The organism is Neorhizobium huautlense, from assembly GCF_030811685.1.
In the GTDB taxonomy this organism is placed as follows: Bacteria; Pseudomonadota; Alphaproteobacteria; order Rhizobiales; family Rhizobiaceae; genus Neorhizobium; species Neorhizobium huautlense_A.
The window spans coordinates 244,861-261,632 of the sequence record NZ_JAUSRF010000005.1; the positions used below are offsets into that span (position 1 = coordinate 244,861).

Below are 16,772 nucleotides of genomic sequence, written 5' to 3' on the forward strand. Positions count from 1 at the left end.
CAGAATACGACATGCACGAACAACGATGCGCCATGGCGATCAGCGCAGGCAATGTCGCAAACGAAAACGGCCGGGTGTTGGCCCGACCGTCCGATGGCTGTGATGATTTGTGCGTAGCGCCTCAGGAGGCGCGTCTCTTTTCGATTTCCGCCTGCTGTTGCACGATGACCGGGTCCTCTGAGCCGGCGATCGGCTTGCCGGCGAGGTCGCGAATGATCGCGGTCACGAAGGGCCAGGAGAAGATGAAATAACGCTTGGCCAGACGCTTTGGCTCGCTCGCCACGCGCCATAAAAATTCCAGCCCGATCTTCGAGACGATTTTGGGCGCACGACGTTTGGTGCCGGCGTAAAACTGCAGCGCCGCGCCAAACGCCAGACCATAGCAATCCGGCATTTCATGGCGATGCTGCGACATCCATTTTTCCGATTTCGGCGCGCCGAGCCCGAGGAAGAGATGGGTCGTCTGCTGTTTGCGGGCAAGCGAGGTCAGCCAGGTGCCGAAGGCCTCGTTCTTTTCAAAGCCCATCGGCGCGGTGATCGACAGATGATCGGTAAAGCCGAGTTCGCGCACGCGCTCGTTCAGCTTGATCGCCGTTTCCTCGTCGGCGCAGACGAAGAGCAGGCGATGCCGGTCAGGTGAAAGCTTGTTCAGCAGTTTCGGAAACAGGTCGGAGCCGGTCAGGCGGCCGGGAATCGGCGCGCCGCGCAGCCGGGCATAGATCAGCACCGGCATGCCATCGACCACGGCCTTCCACGAGGAGCGATAGGCTTCGCGGAATTCCGCATCCTGGGTCAGGCGAACGATATGGTCGACATTGGCGGTGACGAGCAGTTGCAGGCCTTCGCCTCGCGGAGCAGGCGCTGAAAGCGCCGCCAGCATGACCTCCTCGTTCCAGGTGGAAAACTTGAAGCCGAGCAGAGTATGTTCTGCGTATTTGTCGCTGTTATCGTTGCCCCATTGCGATGGGACGCCGCGGGGCGAAAGCTCTGTCATGAACTGTCCCTTGCTCCGTATCTCTGACGATGCTGCAGCGGGCCTGGTAAGCCAAGCCGAACATTGCTGCGGACAACGTGAACCAAAATGGGCCGGATCGCGCCAAGAAGACGCTTTCCAAGCAGGCCAGGAAGATACCGTAGAGCCAAACTCTTAAGAACAGCCGGGAAATATTGTTAGAATTGTTTCGATCGCTTTGAATATTAAAGCTTCTTAGCGGGACGTAAAGTAGACAAAATATCAGAATAAGTAGCCCTGGTAATCCCATGTTAACCATGGCGTCTACATAGGCGTTGTGCGCATCTACTGCTCTTACGGCCCAGGTGAAGGCGCCGAGGTCACTGTTCACCAGCGTGTTAGTACCCCAGAAACTATCAAACCCATATCCGAAAACGGGGTTTTCGCCGATTGCTGCAAGTGCGAGATTCCAGATGTCGGCGCGTGCGGTAAAGGTCGCGTCGATGCCGAGCGAGGTCACGAAATCGCGCACTGCCGGCAGGGCAACCACCCCGACAGTGGAAAAGTTGATGAGGCCCACGCCCCCGAAAACGATGAGGGGACGCGCCCAGCGAAACCGTTCGAAGATGAAGGCAAGAACAAGGATGACCGGCATCAGCGCCGTCGAGGTCTTGGCGCCTGTCTTGAGAAGGAAGAAGGCGCTTGCGGCGAAGATGAGAAGCCCGATCACGCGCGACCATGACCGTGCCAGATAGAGCCCGAAAAAGCAGAACATCGCCATGACGCCGCCCGCTTCGTTCTTCTGGACGTAAAGCCCGCGCCACAGGCCGGCATGTTCCGGCTCCAGAAAATCGTTGGGCTGGTGAACCGAGAGATAGGGCACGAAGATCACGCCGAAATAACAAAGCCCCAGCACGATCAGCACGCTCTTGCCCAGCAGCCGCGCAAATTCCTCCTCGCTTGCCGGCAGGAGAAGCAGAATGCCCGCGCTGAGCGTGACCATGATGGCAATGATCGAACGTTTCAGCGCGCCGGCGGGATCGACGGAGAGAATGGCGGTCAGCAGCAGCCAGAAGAACAGCGTGCCGAACACGATGCGCGGCTGCAGCACCAGTTTGCGCGCCTGCGCATTGGTCGCGGCAAAGGCGACCAGCATCAGCGTCAAAAGCACCATGATGCCCTGCGTCCAGCCCGGCGGCTTTGATGTCGATGGATCGACACTCAGGTCGGTAAACGGCGTCAGCGTCACCCAGTAGAGCAGGAAAACGCCGATGAACAGCAGCCGCGCGGCAAGGCTTGCCCGCGGGGCGGCCGGTCTGCCGGTGGCGATTTCGCTGTCTGTCGGCACTGTGCTGAACTCCGTCTGGTTTTCACCCTCGCCGGGCACCTTTCCGTCAGTCTGATTAGATTAGCGATGTCGCATTAAGAATTTGCCAAGGCTGGTTGGTTGCGGTTTGCGGCGGCTTAACCACGAAGGGGGATGTGTCGGCGCGGGGCGCGGGTTTCATGTATCCTGTGGGCCATATCTGTTGCGCCAGAAGGGTGAGACGCTTGAAGTTTTTGTCGTTTTTCACCGGTTTGGCCACGTGGACGGGTTTTGGCAGTGGGGCTTGCTATAACTTCCCGGAAATCTCATTTTTAAAGGCTTATCAATCTCGTTTGGATTTAGAACGGCACGCCCAGCTGATCTCCCCCCTTGAGGGGGAGATGCCCGGCAGGGCAGAGGGGGGTAGTCCTGGCGCAAATGCCGATTTCGCCCCATCTGCCGCACCGTTGCTTCCCCCCCTCTGTCACCTTTCGGTGACATCTCCCCCTCAAGGGGGGAGATCATCGGGAGCAAGCCGCACCTTCGACATATGTCCATTGAAAGCCACGCTCCTCGCTCTCACTCTTCTCCTCGTCGCTACCCCTGCTGCCGCCCAATCGCCGCGCACAGCCGAAGAGCAGACGGTAGCGCTTGGTCGTGGAGTCAATTTCGGTGGCATTCTGGAAGCGCCCGATGCCGTCGATCGCGCAAAACACCTTGATCGCTCACTCTTCAAGGCCGTCAGGCAAGGCGGGTTTGCCACTGTTCGCTTGCCGGTGCGCTTCAGCAATCACGCGGGCCTGACAGCGCCTTATGCGCTGGACGAAGGTTTTATGCGCCATGTCGATGAGGCCGTGAAATCGGCGCTGGCGGAAGATCTCACCATCATCATCGATTTTCACCATTACCGGCAGATGGATGGCGATCCGCTGGATGCGGGCGAAGGTCGCGCCGACTTGTCCGACGATGGCCTGCGCGAACGCTTCAGGCTGATCTGGCAGCAGATCGCCGAACGTTATCGTTCCGAGCCGGTCGAAAAGGTGCTGTTCGAGATTTACAACGAACCGCACGGAAAGACCGACGGCGATGTCTGGAACCAGCTGGTCGCAGACACGCTCGCCGTGATCCGCAAAAGCAATCCGGATCGTTTTGTCATCGTCGATGCCGGCAACTGGGCCACCGCCTGGGGGCTGGAAACGCTGGAACTGCCGCAAGACGATCGCCGGTTGATCGTGTCCGTCCACAATTATGCGCCGTTCGAATTCACCATGCAGGGCGCAAGCTGGATCGAAAACTCGGCCGGCTGGGTCGGCACACCCTGCTGCTCCAAGGCGCAGATCGCAAAGATCAACGAGCCGCTCGATATCGCACTCGAATGGTCACGTGACTATAATCGTCCGATCTTTCTGGGCGAATTCGGCGCCAATTCGATCGCCGGTTATGAAGACCGCGTGCGTTATGCCCGCATCATGCGTGACGAAGCGGAAAAGCGCGGTTTCAGTTGGGCCTGGTGGGATTTTTCATCCGACGAATTCGGCCCGTGGGATTATCTGGCTAAAAAATGGCGCGTCGAACTGCGCGACGCGCTCACCGGCAAATAATCAGGCGATCCCCAGGCGGTTGATCGTGTCGATCACGGTTTCCACCTTCATGCCGCGCTTGCGAACCTTCTCCACCACTTCGGCAAAGAAGCCCGGCGTGCAGCCGATATTGGTCGGGTCGGGCCGCACGTCATGGGTATAGAAGATCAGCCAGCCCTTGCGGCGCTGGGCATCATCCAGCATGGCGTCGATCGAGCCCGAATCCTGCGAGCAATCATAGAGCTCCTGCGCCTTCAGATGTGCGAGGTCGATAATGCCGTGATTGGTGCCGACCTTGATACCACGCAGTGCCGGATAACGGTTCATCAGCGTCAGTTTCGACATCACCGAGATCATGCCGAACGGATAGGCAAAGGACACCGGCTTCGAATGGCCGACGATCTCGGAAATGATGCGGTCGTTGCGGCGCACGTCTTCCTTGAGGTCGACAAGCGGGGTGCGCTGCACATTGACATGATCATGGGTGTGGCCCCCGATTTCATGTCCCTTGTCGGAGAGATCGCGAACCATGGCTTCGTCGACGATCAGCTGGCCGTTTTCGTATCGGCCCATCAACCCGGTCGCCAGATAGAATGTGCCGCGCATGCCGGCATCTTCCAGAGCCGGTGCCGCGTTCTGGTAGCAGGACACGGGAAAATCGTCGAAAGTAAAAGCGACGACAGCCTCATCCAGTTTCAGACTATAGGGTCTGAAATGCACATGCCTGCCGATCTTGCGGGAAAATCCGTAGAGAATTTCCTGCGGTGAATTCGACCGCATGCCGCGGCCCGCACCATTATCCGTCATACCGCCCCCAGTAGAGTGATGCCGTTTCTCTAATCCAGAACGTCGCATCGGGTAAGTATTTTCCATGTTAATGGTTACTTCTCAAAAATAACCCTTTTGCCGAAAGCACATCTTCGAATGCTTGCGCGGCCCGCTCAACCGAAAACTGCATCGCCCTTTGTCGAAGCGCATTTATATCGGTCTGCCGGTCGAGCACATCGGCCATGGCGCGGGCAAGTGCCGCGGCATCACCCACCGGCACAAGCGGGCCAAGTGCGCCGCCTTGCAGAATTTCGCGCGGCCCATGCGGCGCGTCGGTACAGGCGACCGGAATACCGCAGGCCATCGCCTCGATGATCGCATTGCCCAGCCCCTCATGGCTGGAGGAGGAAACGAACAGCGATGCCTTCGACAGTGCTTCGATCGGGTGCGGATGGTGGCCGGGAAGGTTGATGTCGCCGCCGACACCCAGCTCTGAAATGCGTGCTTCGAGGTTCGACCTCTCTGATCCCTCACCAATAATCGTCAGTTTGACCGGCCTTTGCTTTCGCAGCAGCGCAAAGGCTTCGATCAGCGTCAAAAATCCTTTTTCCGGCGAAAGTCGCCCCACGGAAAAGATGTGACCCGGTTCGGGCGAACGAGCCGCGCCATCGATCTCGGCCCGGATCGCCGGCGTAATCACCGCATTGGTGCCGAGATTGACGATCTTTTGCGCCGGAACGGAAAAATGCTCGATCAGGTCGGTGCGCGCACCCTCCGTCAGCGTCATCACCACATCGGCCATTGGGTAAAGTTTTGGCGCCATCCGGTAGGCCAGCCGGTTCTGCCAATAGGGATCGTTCAGCCGCGCCTGAACCGGGCTTGCCGCCTCGCGCAGGATGATCCACGGGCGCGTTGCTTTCGACACGAAACGCGACGCCATGGCCAGAAGCGCATTGGGTGCTGCCTCGGCGGAGACAACGCCCTTCGGCCGCCCCTTCACCAGCAGTCTGCGAATGGCCGGCCCCGCAAAAGCCAGCCTTATCTTGGCGCCATCACCCAGATCGATCACCGGCACATCCGGGCTGATCAACGCATTCAGAGGCCCTGTGCTCTGCAAGGTGACGATGGCGGTATCGATGCCGTGTCCCTGCAATTCGTTGGCAAGCAGAATGGCATCGCGCTGCGCGCCGCCGCCATCCAGGCCCCGAACCAGAAAACACAGTCGTCCATTAGCATTCTCGATAGCACGAGAGGGATTGGTAACCATTGATCCGCCATTATCAGCTTTGAACTTTCCTCGGAGGAGGATATCCATCCAGGATCGCAGCCTGCGTATTTTAGGCAGCAATCATTAATGCGAGGCGAATGGCCGAGGAAGCGCAAAAAACGCAATCGGGCGAGAGTGATGTTCTCGTCTATCTGCTGTGCCGGGTGGCCGCCGCGATCTTCAATATCGTGGCCGTGGCGCTGTTTACCCGTCTGTCCGATGCGCATCTTTACGGTGAATATCTGATCGGTTTTTCGATCTGCTTCATCGTTTACAGCCTGACCGTGCAATGGGCGGTGTTCGCGCATTTCGGCACTTATACGCATGAGGCTGCAGACCGGTTTGCCGGATCGCTTCTCGTTATCTCGGCGGTGATGACCGTACCGGCGCTTGCCGTGATCGCCGTGCTGGCCGCGACGAACACGCTGGAAATCCACATTGCTTGGGGTTCGGCCTTTCTGGCGATCTGTTTTACCGCCTATTTCGCCTCCACGGAAATCGCCCGTGCCCGGCTGCGGCCCGGTCTCGTCGCCATCGCCACCATCCTGCGCAGCGCGCTTTCCATGTTGCTCGGCTGCGTGGCGCTTTACCTGTTCGACAGCCCGACGGCACTGCTGATCGCGATCGGCATCGGGTATGCGCTCGGCGCCATCCCGATTTTTGTTTTTCTCGCCCGCACCAGCTGGGCCAAGGGGTTTGTCTGGCCGCTGAAAAGCGATGTTTTCGGCATGTTGCGTTACGGCTGGCCGCTGATCTTTGCCTTCGGTGCGTCGGCGGGTGCGTTGAATATCGACCGTATCGTGCTCGAGCACTACACCAATGCGGCTTCGGTCGCGCCTTACGGCGCGGTCATGGACTTGATGAAACAGACCTTTCTGGTTCTCGCCGAAGCGATCAGCGCCGGTTACATCGCCCATGCCAGAAAACACCTGCTGAACGAGAATGAGCACGAGGTCGGGCAGGTGCTGCGCCGCAGTTTTGTCTCGCAACTGTTCATCGTCGTGTTCGGCACGACAGCCTTTATCGTCCTCGGTCGTCTCGTCTTCAGCATCATCCTTGCTCCGAGTTATGTCGATCTGGCGCTCGAGGTCATGCCATATCTGCTGATCGGCAATGCCATCCTGATCATGCGCGCCCATTATTTCGGCCAGATCATCTATCTCGGCGCCTCATCCGTGCTCGAGCTGATCGCCTCGGTCGCAATGGTTGCCGCAGCCGTTGTGGCCGCTTTCATGCTTGTGCCGGATATGGGGCCGAAAGGCGCTGCCTTCTCGTTTGCAATCGGGCAGACGGTGGCGCTCATCATCCTGATCGCCGGTGCGCCAAAACACGCCCGTATGCCGATAGATTGGGTGAGTGCCGGCATGCTTCTGGCCGCCGGTTTCAGTCTCACCGTCATCGGTCTGGAACTGCAGGTGCTGATCGGCCATCTCTGGGCAAACACGATCAGCATCGTGCTGATCGGCATCGTCAGCGCCTTTTTTGCGCTGCGCTGGAATATTTTCAATATCGGCGAGGTGACCGCAAAGCTGATGGGTAAACTGTCGCGGGCCTAAGCCTTCAGCGGTGCCAGCAGATCCCCGTAAAGCGCCAGCATATGCGCGCGTCCATGCCGTTCCACCTGCATGCGACCGTAACTCGTGCGTATCTCGGCAGACGGGTAATGGGCCATCATGTCCTGCACGGCCAAGGCCAGTTCGTCGGCATTACGCACGTCATGAAACCGCGTCATCGCCTGCACACCGACCGGGTCGCCGGTGGAGAGCACTTCCCGCAGCACCGGCAGGTCAGCGGCCACCACCGGCAGCCCGGCCATCGTCGCTTCCACGCCGGCCAGACCAAATGTCTCCCAGATCGACGGGAACACGTAGATATTGCCGGCAGCAAGTACGTCACCGAGATCGGCGCGGTCGACAGCGCCGATCAGATGCAGCCGGTCGAACACGCCGAGCTGCTGCGCCTGATTTTCCAGTGCCGCCTGATCCGGCCCGTCGCCGGCGATGATCAGGTGCACGCCGGACAGCAGCGCCAATGCGCCGATTGCCGTGGTGTGGTTCTTCTGCCCGACAAGCCGGCCCGTCGCGACCAGAACCGTTGCATCGGCCGGAATTTTGCGTTTTTCCCGCCAGTCGATCTTTCCCGGCGCTTCAGGCAGCGGATCGACGCCGTGGATGATGTCGATGAAATGTTTCTTGTAGGCTTTCGGCCAGCTGCCGAAGGCATCACGCGTGGCATGCGAGTTCATCACCATATGCGTATAGACGCCGATCGTGCCGAACACCTTGTCGATCGCCCGCCAATGCGGCCGCAGACCCTCGGGCGAAGCGGTATGATGTGAGATGCGCATCGGCACGCGTGCCAAAAAGCCGAAAAAATTGCCATAGATAGAGGCGGCGATCTGGTAGGTGAGGATGGCCTGATAACGACCTTTAAGAATGTCGCGCGCCAGCGAGCCCATGTTCTTGATGGTGTCGACCGCGCCGCCATGCCGCAGGCCTCGGCTTTCCACGATAAAACCGCGCTCTTCGAGGCCGGCCGTCACCATGTCCACCAATGTGCGCACGCCGCCCATCTTGTCATGGGTCACCAGTTGCAGCACGCGCGGTTTGTCTTTGTGGTCGGTCATGTCTTTCAAGCCCGGCAAATCATTCCATTCGCCGAGCATGAAGAGCATTTTTGTGCAGTGCTCACAAATGCAAGCCGCAGCAAGGCTCGCGATCAAAGCAAGAACAAGGGTGAGATGCGGCTTTTAGATCACAATCGTCTTATATGGGCCTCTTATGCGGACCACTCAAAGCGGTTTCGTTGCGCAGATGGCATAACGATGCTGCAGGCCGCGTGCCGTCGCCTTGAAGAAGCTCAGGTGTCTGGCCTGCGCGCGGTGAATTTTCTTGAGGTCGTGATCGATCATCACGGCTTCGAAACCCGCGTGCCGCAAAAGCGCTGCCACATCATCTGCCCGTGCGCCGCGCGAAAAATGCACCTGAGAGAGAATTTCCTCATGCTTGCCGGCCATTTCCGGCGGTGCATGTGACGGTTCCTTCTTCAGCACCCCGATCTTTTCCAGCCAGGCAGCGAGTTTCTTCACCAGCTTTTCGGAGAACCCGACATTGACGAAATCGCCATCGACGACCAGCAGTTTGCCGCCCGGTTTCAGTACGCGCATCCACTCGGTGAACGCGGCAGTCGGGTCCACCAGCGTCCAGACCAAATGCCGGGTCACGATCACGTCGTAGCTCGCATCCGGCTCCATCGTGTTCTCCGCATCCGCCACGCGAAAACTGATGTCGCGTCCGCGCTGTTTCGCCTTGGCCCTGGCAAGCGCCAGCATGGTTTCCGACCAGTCCAGCCCCGTCACCTTGAAACCGGCATCGTCCATCAGATGCGAAATGACCGCCGTGCCCGAAGCGAGGTCGAGAGCCGCGCGCCCATTGCCCTTGCCCAGATGTTTTTCGATGAGCGCCAGCCATGCCTGCCGCTCGTCCTCGGAAAAAATTTCATGCCCCGGCGAAAGGTCGAATTTTTCCGCACGGGCCGACCAATAGGCCTTTATCTCATCCCGCAGATTGTAGTTCTTGCCGTGGTTTTCGCGCATTGCAGTCATTGGTTGTCCGCTGCTTACATAGTCGAGAATTGCTCTAAAAGATAAAACTTGACTGATCCAGTCATAAAAGAATAGAGCGCCTTCGGTTTCCACGGGAGAGAGCATTCATGCCCCGCAATATCAAGGTCGCCGCGCTGTCGGCAGCACTTCTTTTTTCAGCCGTCTTCCCGGCTCTGGCCGACAAGGTCACGGTCAAGGACGTTACCGGCCGCGACGTCGAGGTCGAGGCGCCAGTCAAGCATGTGATCCTCGGCGAAGGCCGCCAGATCTATTTCCTCGCGGCACTCGACAAGGAAAACCCTTTCCAGCACGTCGTCGGCTGGCGCGATGACCTGCCGAAGGCCGACCCGGAAACCTATGATGCCTATCTGGCAAAATATCCGGATATCGCCAAAATCCCGACATTCGGCGGCATGAAGGACGGCACGTTCAACATCGAACAGGCTGTGGCGCTGAAGCCCGACGTCATCCTGATGAATGTCGATGCCAAGACCGCAACGGAAGAAGCCGGTTACATCGAGAAGCTCGCCAAGGTCGGCATTCCGCTGGTCTATGTCGACTTCCGCGAAAAGCCGATGGAAAACACCGAGCCGAGCATGCGCATCATGGGCAAGCTGATGGGCAAGGAAGATGTCGCGGAAGACTTCATCAAGTTCCGCGCCGACAGCATCAAGGTCGTCACCGACAAGCTTGCCGCTGAAAAGCCGAAGGCACCGGTGGTCTTCGTCGAGCGTGCCGGCGGTTATTCCGATGATTGCTGCATGTCCTTCGGCAATGAGAACTTTGGCAAGATGGTCGAGATCGCCGGCGGCAAGAATATGGCCAACGGCATCATCCCGGGCACGTTCGGCACGGTCAACCCGGAGCAGATCATCGCCTCCAACCCTGACCAGATCATCGTTACCGGCGGCATGTGGGAAGCGTTTGTTCCCGGCGGCGCCTGGGTCGGCGTCGGTTACGGTGCGGATCTGAAGGAAGCCAAGGTCAAGCTCGAAGCGCTGACCAAGCGCCCGGCCTTTACCGGCGTCAAGGCTGTCGAGGACAAACAGGTCCACGCCATCTGGCACCAGTTCTACAACAACCCGTACCAGTTCGTCGCCATCCAGGAGATCGCCAAGTGGCTGCACCCGGACCTCTTCAAGGATCTCGATCCGGAAGCGACGTTCAAGGAACTGCATGCGCGTTTCCTGCCGCTTCCTTACAAGCAGGGCTTCTTCGTGTCCCTGAAGGACGAGTGATCGGATGGCCAACATGGCTCTGGAGCAATCCACAGTCGCCGGTTCCAGCACAGCAGGGCGGGAGCGCTATCGCGCTCTCGCCTTCCGGCGCATTCTCATCCTCTGTGTGTTGACGGCCGCACTCGCCTTCAGCATCGCTGCCGACATGGCGCTCGGACCGGCAAACTATAGGATCTCGGAAGTGCTGCAGGCGATCTTTTCGCCGTCCACCGCCAGCAACCAGTTGCGTGTCGTCATCTGGGATATCCGCATGCCGATCGCCCTGATGGCGGTCACGGTCGGGGCAGCACTGTCTGTCGCCGGCGCGCAGATGCAGACCATTTTGGCCAATCCGCTGGCGAGCCCCTTTACATTGGGCATTTCCGCTGCCGCCAGTTTTGGCGCAGCGCTTGCGCTTGTCGCAGGCGTCGCCATCTTCCCGGCCGCCGTGCAGTACATGGTGCCGATCAACGCCTTCCTGATGGCGATGGCTGCATCGCTGTTCATCTATTTCGCCTCCACCATGCGCGGCGTCAGCGTCGAAACCATCGTGCTGCTCGGCATCGCACTGGTCTTCACCTTCAATGCGGCGCTGTCGCTGCTCGAATATCTGGCTTCCGAACAGGCGCTCGCCGCCGTCGTCTTCTGGACGATGGGCAGCCTCACCAAGGCGACATGGGCAAAAGTTTATGTCACCGCCGCCGTGCTGGTCGTCACCGTGCCACTGTTCATGCGCAAGGCATGGGCGCTGACGGCGCTGCGTCTGGGCGATGACAAGGCCGCCAGCATGGGCGTCAATGTCCGCAGGCTGCGGCTCGAAACCATGCTGATCGTCAGCCTGCTTGCCGCCATCCCGGTGTCCTTCGTCGGAACGATCGGTTTTGTCGGCCTCGTCGGCCCGCATATCGCCCGCATGGTCGTCGGTGAAGACCAGCGTTTCTTCCTGCCCGGTTCGGTCATCTGCGGCGCACTGCTGCTCTCGGTTACATCAGTGGTCAGCAAGGTCATCATCCCCGGCGCCATCCTGCCCATCGGTGTGATCACCGCACTGGTCGGTGTGCCCTTCTTCTTCGCGCTGATTTTCGGCAACAGGAGGCGCTCATGGTAAGCCTTGCACTGAAGGATGTCGGCGCCAGCTACGGCCGCGTCACCGTGCTCTCGAAGATCGGTATCGATACGCTGGAAAGCGGCAGCCTGACGGCCGTCATCGGCCCCAATGCCGCCGGCAAGTCGACGCTGTTCAAGCGCATCGCCTCGCTGATATCAGGCCCCGGCCTCGTGCAGCTGTCGGATAGCGAACGTGGCGACCGTTCCATCTGCTACATGCCGCAGGATACCGGCGCCAATGCCGTTCTGACCGTCTACGAATCCGTTCTCTTGTCCGCAAAACAGGGCGGCGGCTGGCGGGTGCAGGATGATGAGCTGAACGAAATCGACGAGATCCTGAAGGCGTTGCGCATCGAGGACCTCGCCTTTCGTGGCCTTGGTGAACTGTCGGGCGGCCAACGTCAGCTGGTCTCGCTGGCGCAGGCGCTGGTGCGCAAGCCGGAAGTGCTGCTGATGGATGAACCCACCTCGGCGCTTGACCTCCATCGCCAGATCGAGGTTCTGGCCTTTGTCAGCCAGCTTGCGGCAAGAAACGGCATGATCGTGCTGATCGCGCTGCATGACCTCAATCACGCGCTGCGTTATTGCCACAACACGATCGTGATTGCCGGCGGTACCATGATCGTCAGCGGCACGACCGCCGAGGTCATCACGCCTTCCATGTTGCGGGATGTGTACAAGGTCGAGTCTCGTATCGAGACGTGTTCGCGCGGCGAGCCCTATCTCTTGGTGGATGGGGTGGCGTGATTGCCAGGCGTGGTGTCGTCACTATGCGTCGCCCGCCTTCTTTCCCCATGCGCCGACATCTCCTTTGATCCTCTCCTGCGTCATCCGCCCTCAGGGTTAACCCGAGGGTTGGCCGGAATAGAGCGACGCCGCGCCTACGGCGCCTCAGGCTTGCTAACAGCCACCGCGAGAAAGCGTTCTCTCACCCGGCAGACGCGCGGTGGCCGGATTCCAACAGAAAGGGCGAGGATGACGGAGAAAAAAGAGTACGTCGCCGTGCAAAGCCTCCGACACGTGAGCCGATCGCTGGACGCGCTTGGTAAGTTGCCCCCCACATCCTCTGCCTACCCACAAAAAGCGACACCCATGTCGCAAACAAGACATTTTCGTAAGAAAATCCGCTCTTCCTGACAATATCTTCAAACCAAATCAATCACTTGTAAAATAGTTGGCAATGGCTTCGTCCACCCTCCCAAAAACCATGCCTACAATTCTCCCGTTCCATCGTGGATACACCGGGAGGCGTCCCGGCGAGTTGGAGCCGGCGCAGGGCATGAGGGTGAGACGCAAAACCTCATGCACTGGGTTCGCGGAAAATGGTTCTCCTCCGGCGACACGGGGGAGGTGTTGCGGGCATCAAACCTCGCAATGCCTCTGAGGCCCGAAAGAAGCGCGCCGGGCGTGCCTGTGCGGCACACATGATCGCCGGTTCGTGAGAAATCACGGGCACGGCTTTCGCAGAGGAACCGAAGTCGCGGGCAAAAACCGTCGAACGGGGCACTGAGAGGTGTCAATTACTAACTAAATTACGAGGCAGCTTTCAGTGCCCCGACCGCATGCCCCGCAAATGGCGGGTGCTTTTTGAAAATCTCAAGATCGCCAAGGGGTGAGTCTGCCCATAATGTTATGGGCCCATATCCGCCGCCTCTCGCGTCAATAGGACGCACAGTCGCTTGCCCGCGAGGCGCAGACGCCGCATGATCTCGACTGTAAAGAGGAAATGATGCGTTAACGACACGCATTCGCCGCGAGACGCGCCATTCTGGGGCTCAGGTGACCTTGTCGTGACGCCGTAGAGATGGAAATACCGCCGACCACTGAGAGAAATACCGGGGAAGGGAAGACAGGGACGATGAAGATTGGAGCGTTGAAGGAACGCGCAGAGAACGAGGCGCGCGTTGCGATGACGCCGGATTCTGCGCTGGCATTGCAGAAGCTCGGTTATGAATGTTTGATCGAAGCGGGTGCAGGCAAAGCTGCCGGTTTTTCGGATGATGCCTATCGCGCCGCCGGCGTGACGGTTGCCGAGAATGCCGCAGCGCTGTCGTCCGAGGCCGATGTGATCGCAAAGGTTCGTCCGCCGGAAAGCGCCGAGCTTACCAATCTCGGCCCGGGCAAGACGCTGATCTCGTTCTTCTACCCGGCGCAGAATTCGGCGCTGCTCGAAGAAGCCAAGGTGAAGGGTGTCAACGTCATCGCCATGGACATGGTGCCGCGCATTTCGCGTGCCCAGAAGATGGATGCGCTCTCGTCGATGGCCAACATCGCCGGTTACCGCGCCGTCATCGAGGCCGGCAACAATTTCGGTCGCTTCTTCACCGGTCAGGTCACCGCCGCCGGCAAGGTTCCGCCTGCCAAGGTTCTGGTCATCGGCGCCGGTGTCGCCGGTCTTGCCGCCATCGGCACAGCCACTTCGCTGGGCGCCATCACCTATGCCTTCGACGTTCGCCCGGAAGTGGCTGAGCAGATCGAATCCATGGGGGCTGAATTCGTTTTCCTCGATTTCAAGGGCGACAGCCAAGATGGCGCTGCCACCGGTGGTTATGCCGCGCCTTCTTCGCCGGAATTCCGCGAAAAGCAGCTGGAAAAGTTCCGCGAACTCGCGCCGCAGATCGACATCGTCATCACCACGGCGCTCATTCCGGGTCGTGATGCACCAAAGCTGTGGCTGGCCGATATGGTCGCCGCCATGAAGCCCGGTTCGGTCATCATCGATCTGGCGGCGGAGCGTGGCGGCAATTGCGATCTCACCGTCGCCGACCAGAAGGTCGTGTCTGAAAACGGCGTCACCGTCATCGGTTACACCGATTTCCCGAGCCGCATGGCCGCCCAGTCCTCGACGCTTTATTCGACCAATATCCGCCACATGATGACGGACCTGACACCGGCCAAGGACGGTATCGTCGTCCACAACATGGAAGACGACGTTATCCGTGGCGCGACCGTCACCAAGGAAGGCGAGATCACCTTCCCGCCGCCACCGCCGAAAATCAAGGCAATCGCCGCGCAGAAGCCGAAGGAAAAGGTCAAGGAACTGACCGCTGAAGAAAAGCGCGCCAAGGAAAGTGCTGCCTTCAAGGCTCAGGCCAAGAACCAGGCCATTCTGCTCGCCGTCGGTACTGCCCTTCTGCTGCTCGTTGGTGCTTACGCTCCCGCCAGCTTCATGAGCCACTTTGTCGTGTTCGTACTCGCCTGCTTCATCGGTTTCCAGGTCATCTGGAACGTGTCGCATTCGCTGCACACGCCGCTGATGGCCGTCACCAACGCCATTTCCGGCATCGTCATCCTCGGCGCCCTGTTGCAGGTCGGCTCCGGCAACTGGCTCGTGGTCATTCTGGCCGCGCTCTCGGTTCTGGTCGCCACCATCAACATCGTCGGCGGGTTCCTCGTCACACGGCGCATGCTCGCCATGTTCCAGAAGTCGTGATCAGGTAGGGGTTTTAACATTATGACGATCGGTATCGTTTCCGCCGCCTACATTTCCGCGGCTGTTCTTTTCATTCTTTCGCTCGGCGGCCTTTCCGGTCAGGAAAGCGCCAAGCGCGCCGTCTGGTACGGCATTGTCGGCATGGCGCTCGCCGTTGTCGCCACCATCCTCGGCCCGCAGGTTCCGGGCGGTTTCGGCAACTGGCTCATCATTCTTCTGATGATCGCCGGTGGCTCCGTCATGGGCTATTACGTCGCTGCCCGCGTGCAGATGACGGAAATGCCGCAGCTTGTGGCAGCCCTTCACTCCTTCGTCGGCCTCGCCGCCGTCTTCATCGGGTACAACGCCCATATCGAAGCATGGCGTGTCGGCGGTATGGATGAAGCGACCCGCGCAACGCTGGAAGGCTTTTCCGCCATTCTCGCCCACAAAACCCCGGTCGAACTCGCCATCATGAATGTCGAAGTTTTCCTCGGCGTCTTCATCGGTGCGGTCACCTTCACCGGTTCGGTCGTTGCCTTCGGCAAGCTCGCCGGCAAGGTCGACGGCAAGGCGAAGAAACTGCCCGGCGGTCATTTCCTGAACGCGGGCGCGGCTATCCTGTCGCTCATCCTGCTGATCATGTACGCCAATGGTTCGGGCGTCTGGACGCTGATCCTGATGACGCTCTTGGCCTTCTTCATCGGTTACCACCTGATCATGGGCATCGGCGGCGCCGACATGCCGGTCGTGGTATCGATGCTGAACAGCTATTCCGGCTGGGCAGCGGCTGCCATCGGCTTCACGCTCGGCAACGATCTGCTGATCGTCACCGGCGCGCTGGTCGGTTCGTCCGGTGCCATCCTGTCCTACATCATGTGCAAGGCGATGAACCGCTCCTTTGTCTCGGTCATCCTCGGCGGTTTCGGTGGCACAACCGGTCCGGCCATGGAAATCGAAGGCGAACAGATCGCCATCGATGCCGAAGGTGTGGCCAATGCGCTGAACGACGCTGACTCGGTCGTCATCGTTCCGGGCTACGGCATGGCTGTCGCGCAGGCACAACAGGCCGTTTCAGAACTGACCCGCAAGCTGCGCGCGAGTGGCAAGGAAGTGCGTTTCGCCATCCATCCGGTCGCCGGCCGTCTGCCGGGCCACATGAACGTACTCTTGGCTGAAGCCAAGGTGCCTTACGACATCGTGCTCGAGATGGACGAGATCAACGACGATTTCCCGAACACGGACGTCGTTATCGTCATCGGCTCCAACGACATCGTCAATCCGGCCGCCGAAGAAGACCCGAATTCGCCGATCGCCGGCATGCCGGTTCTACAGGTGTGGAGGGCCAAGCAGGTGTTCGTCTCGAAGCGCGGCCAGGGCACCGGTTATTCCGGCATCGAGAACCCGCTCTTCTACAAGGAGAATACGCGGATGTTCTATGGCGATGCCAAGAAGTCGGTCTCCGAACTTCTGCCAATGATCAAGTGATCAGGAAATAATCCCGCAAAAACAAAGGGCCGGAGCAGTGATGCTCCGGCCCTTTTGCCTGTGTGAATGAT

At 59.4% G+C, this 16,772-nt stretch carries 14 protein-coding genes; 8 read left to right on the plus strand and 6 right to left on the minus strand.

Features of this window, described 5'->3' with window-relative positions; genetic code table 11:
* Nucleotides 1–121 precede the first annotated feature (121 nt).
* Complete coding sequence (locus J2T09_RS09480) at nucleotides 122–994, minus strand: WecB/TagA/CpsF family glycosyltransferase (RefSeq protein ID WP_306833618.1); 873 nt, start codon at nucleotides 992–994, stop codon at nucleotides 122–124.
* Complete coding sequence (locus tag J2T09_RS09485) at nucleotides 945–2,201, minus strand: O-antigen ligase family protein (RefSeq protein ID WP_306833620.1); 1,257 nt, start codon at nucleotides 2,199–2,201, stop codon at nucleotides 945–947. Before J2T09_RS09485 ends, J2T09_RS09480 begins: the two co-directional genes overlap by 50 nt.
* 22 nt (nucleotides 2,202–2,223) lie before the next feature.
* Here J2T09_RS09485 and J2T09_RS09490 point away from each other — a divergent pair, with 22 nt between their 5' ends.
* Entirely contained in the window at nucleotides 2,224–2,355 is a 132-nt protein-coding gene (locus tag J2T09_RS09490) for a hypothetical protein (RefSeq protein WP_306833622.1), read from the plus strand.
* Between the two features lie 460 nt (nucleotides 2,356–2,815).
* Nucleotides 2,816–3,859: a glycoside hydrolase family 5 protein gene (locus J2T09_RS09495; RefSeq protein ID WP_306833624.1), complete on the plus strand. Its 1,044-nt coding sequence runs from the start codon at nucleotides 2,816–2,818 to the stop codon at nucleotides 3,857–3,859.
* On the opposite strand, the gene J2T09_RS09500 is transcribed toward J2T09_RS09495, so the two are convergent.
* Together J2T09_RS09500 and J2T09_RS09505 are read right to left on the minus strand one after the other, a co-directional pair.
* On the minus strand, nucleotides 3,860–4,645 hold the full coding sequence (locus tag J2T09_RS09500) for a polysaccharide deacetylase family protein (protein ID WP_306833626.1): 786 nt from the start codon (nucleotides 4,643–4,645) through the stop codon (nucleotides 3,860–3,862). It abuts the gene before it with no gap.
* A 67-nt stretch (nucleotides 4,646–4,712) separates the two neighbouring features.
* On the minus strand, nucleotides 4,713–5,873 hold the full coding sequence (locus J2T09_RS09505) for a glycosyltransferase (protein ID WP_306833628.1): 1,161 nt from the start codon (nucleotides 5,871–5,873) through the stop codon (nucleotides 4,713–4,715).
* Between the two features lie 98 nt (nucleotides 5,874–5,971).
* On the opposite strand from J2T09_RS09505, the gene J2T09_RS09510 reads away from it, so the two are divergent.
* Entirely contained in the window at nucleotides 5,972–7,429 is a 1,458-nt protein-coding gene (locus J2T09_RS09510) for a lipopolysaccharide biosynthesis protein (RefSeq protein ID WP_306833630.1), read from the plus strand.
* On the opposite strand, the gene J2T09_RS09515 is transcribed toward J2T09_RS09510, so the two are convergent.
* Together J2T09_RS09515 and J2T09_RS09520 are read right to left on the minus strand one after the other, a co-directional pair.
* Nucleotides 7,426–8,499 carry a glycosyltransferase family 4 protein gene (locus tag J2T09_RS09515; protein WP_306833632.1) on the minus strand — a complete coding sequence of 358 codons (1,074 nt, stop codon included), beginning with the start codon at nucleotides 8,497–8,499 and terminating at the stop codon, nucleotides 7,426–7,428. The two genes, J2T09_RS09510 and J2T09_RS09515, sit on opposite strands and share 4 nt — an antisense overlap.
* Nucleotides 8,500–8,664: 165 nt before the next feature.
* Nucleotides 8,665–9,477, minus strand: coding sequence for a class I SAM-dependent methyltransferase (locus tag J2T09_RS09520; protein ID WP_373458408.1), 813 nt, complete (start codon nucleotides 9,475–9,477; stop codon nucleotides 8,665–8,667).
* A 107-nt stretch (nucleotides 9,478–9,584) separates the two neighbouring features.
* Between J2T09_RS09520 and J2T09_RS09525 the strand changes: the two genes are divergently transcribed.
* The 5 genes from J2T09_RS09525 to J2T09_RS09545 all read left to right on the plus strand — a co-directional run bounded on the left by J2T09_RS09525 (nucleotide 9,585) and on the right by J2T09_RS09545 (nucleotide 16,701).
* Nucleotides 9,585–10,715: an ABC transporter substrate-binding protein gene (locus tag J2T09_RS09525; protein WP_306833634.1), complete on the plus strand. Its 1,131-nt coding sequence runs from the start codon at nucleotides 9,585–9,587 to the stop codon at nucleotides 10,713–10,715.
* Between the two features lie 13 nt (nucleotides 10,716–10,728).
* Nucleotides 10,729–11,802, plus strand: coding sequence for a FecCD family ABC transporter permease (locus tag J2T09_RS09530; RefSeq protein WP_306833898.1), 1,074 nt, complete (start codon nucleotides 10,729–10,731; stop codon nucleotides 11,800–11,802).
* Nucleotides 11,796–12,548 (plus strand): ABC transporter ATP-binding protein, encoded by a 753-nt coding sequence (locus J2T09_RS09535; RefSeq protein WP_306833637.1) that lies wholly within the window; start codon nucleotides 11,796–11,798, stop codon nucleotides 12,546–12,548. The genes J2T09_RS09530 and J2T09_RS09535 overlap by 7 nt, the downstream gene beginning before the upstream one ends.
* A gap of 1,111 nt (nucleotides 12,549–13,659) precedes the next feature.
* The gene (locus tag J2T09_RS09540; RefSeq protein WP_306833639.1) at nucleotides 13,660–15,234 is read left to right on the plus strand and encodes a Re/Si-specific NAD(P)(+) transhydrogenase subunit alpha; all 1,575 of its coding nucleotides are present in this window, start codon (nucleotides 13,660–13,662) and stop codon (nucleotides 15,232–15,234) included.
* Nucleotides 15,235–15,255: 21 nt separating this feature from the next.
* A complete protein-coding gene (locus tag J2T09_RS09545) occupies nucleotides 15,256–16,701 on the plus strand; it encodes an NAD(P)(+) transhydrogenase (Re/Si-specific) subunit beta (RefSeq protein ID WP_306833641.1) in 1,446 nt (481 codons plus the stop codon).
* Nucleotides 16,702–16,772 lie beyond the last annotated feature (71 nt).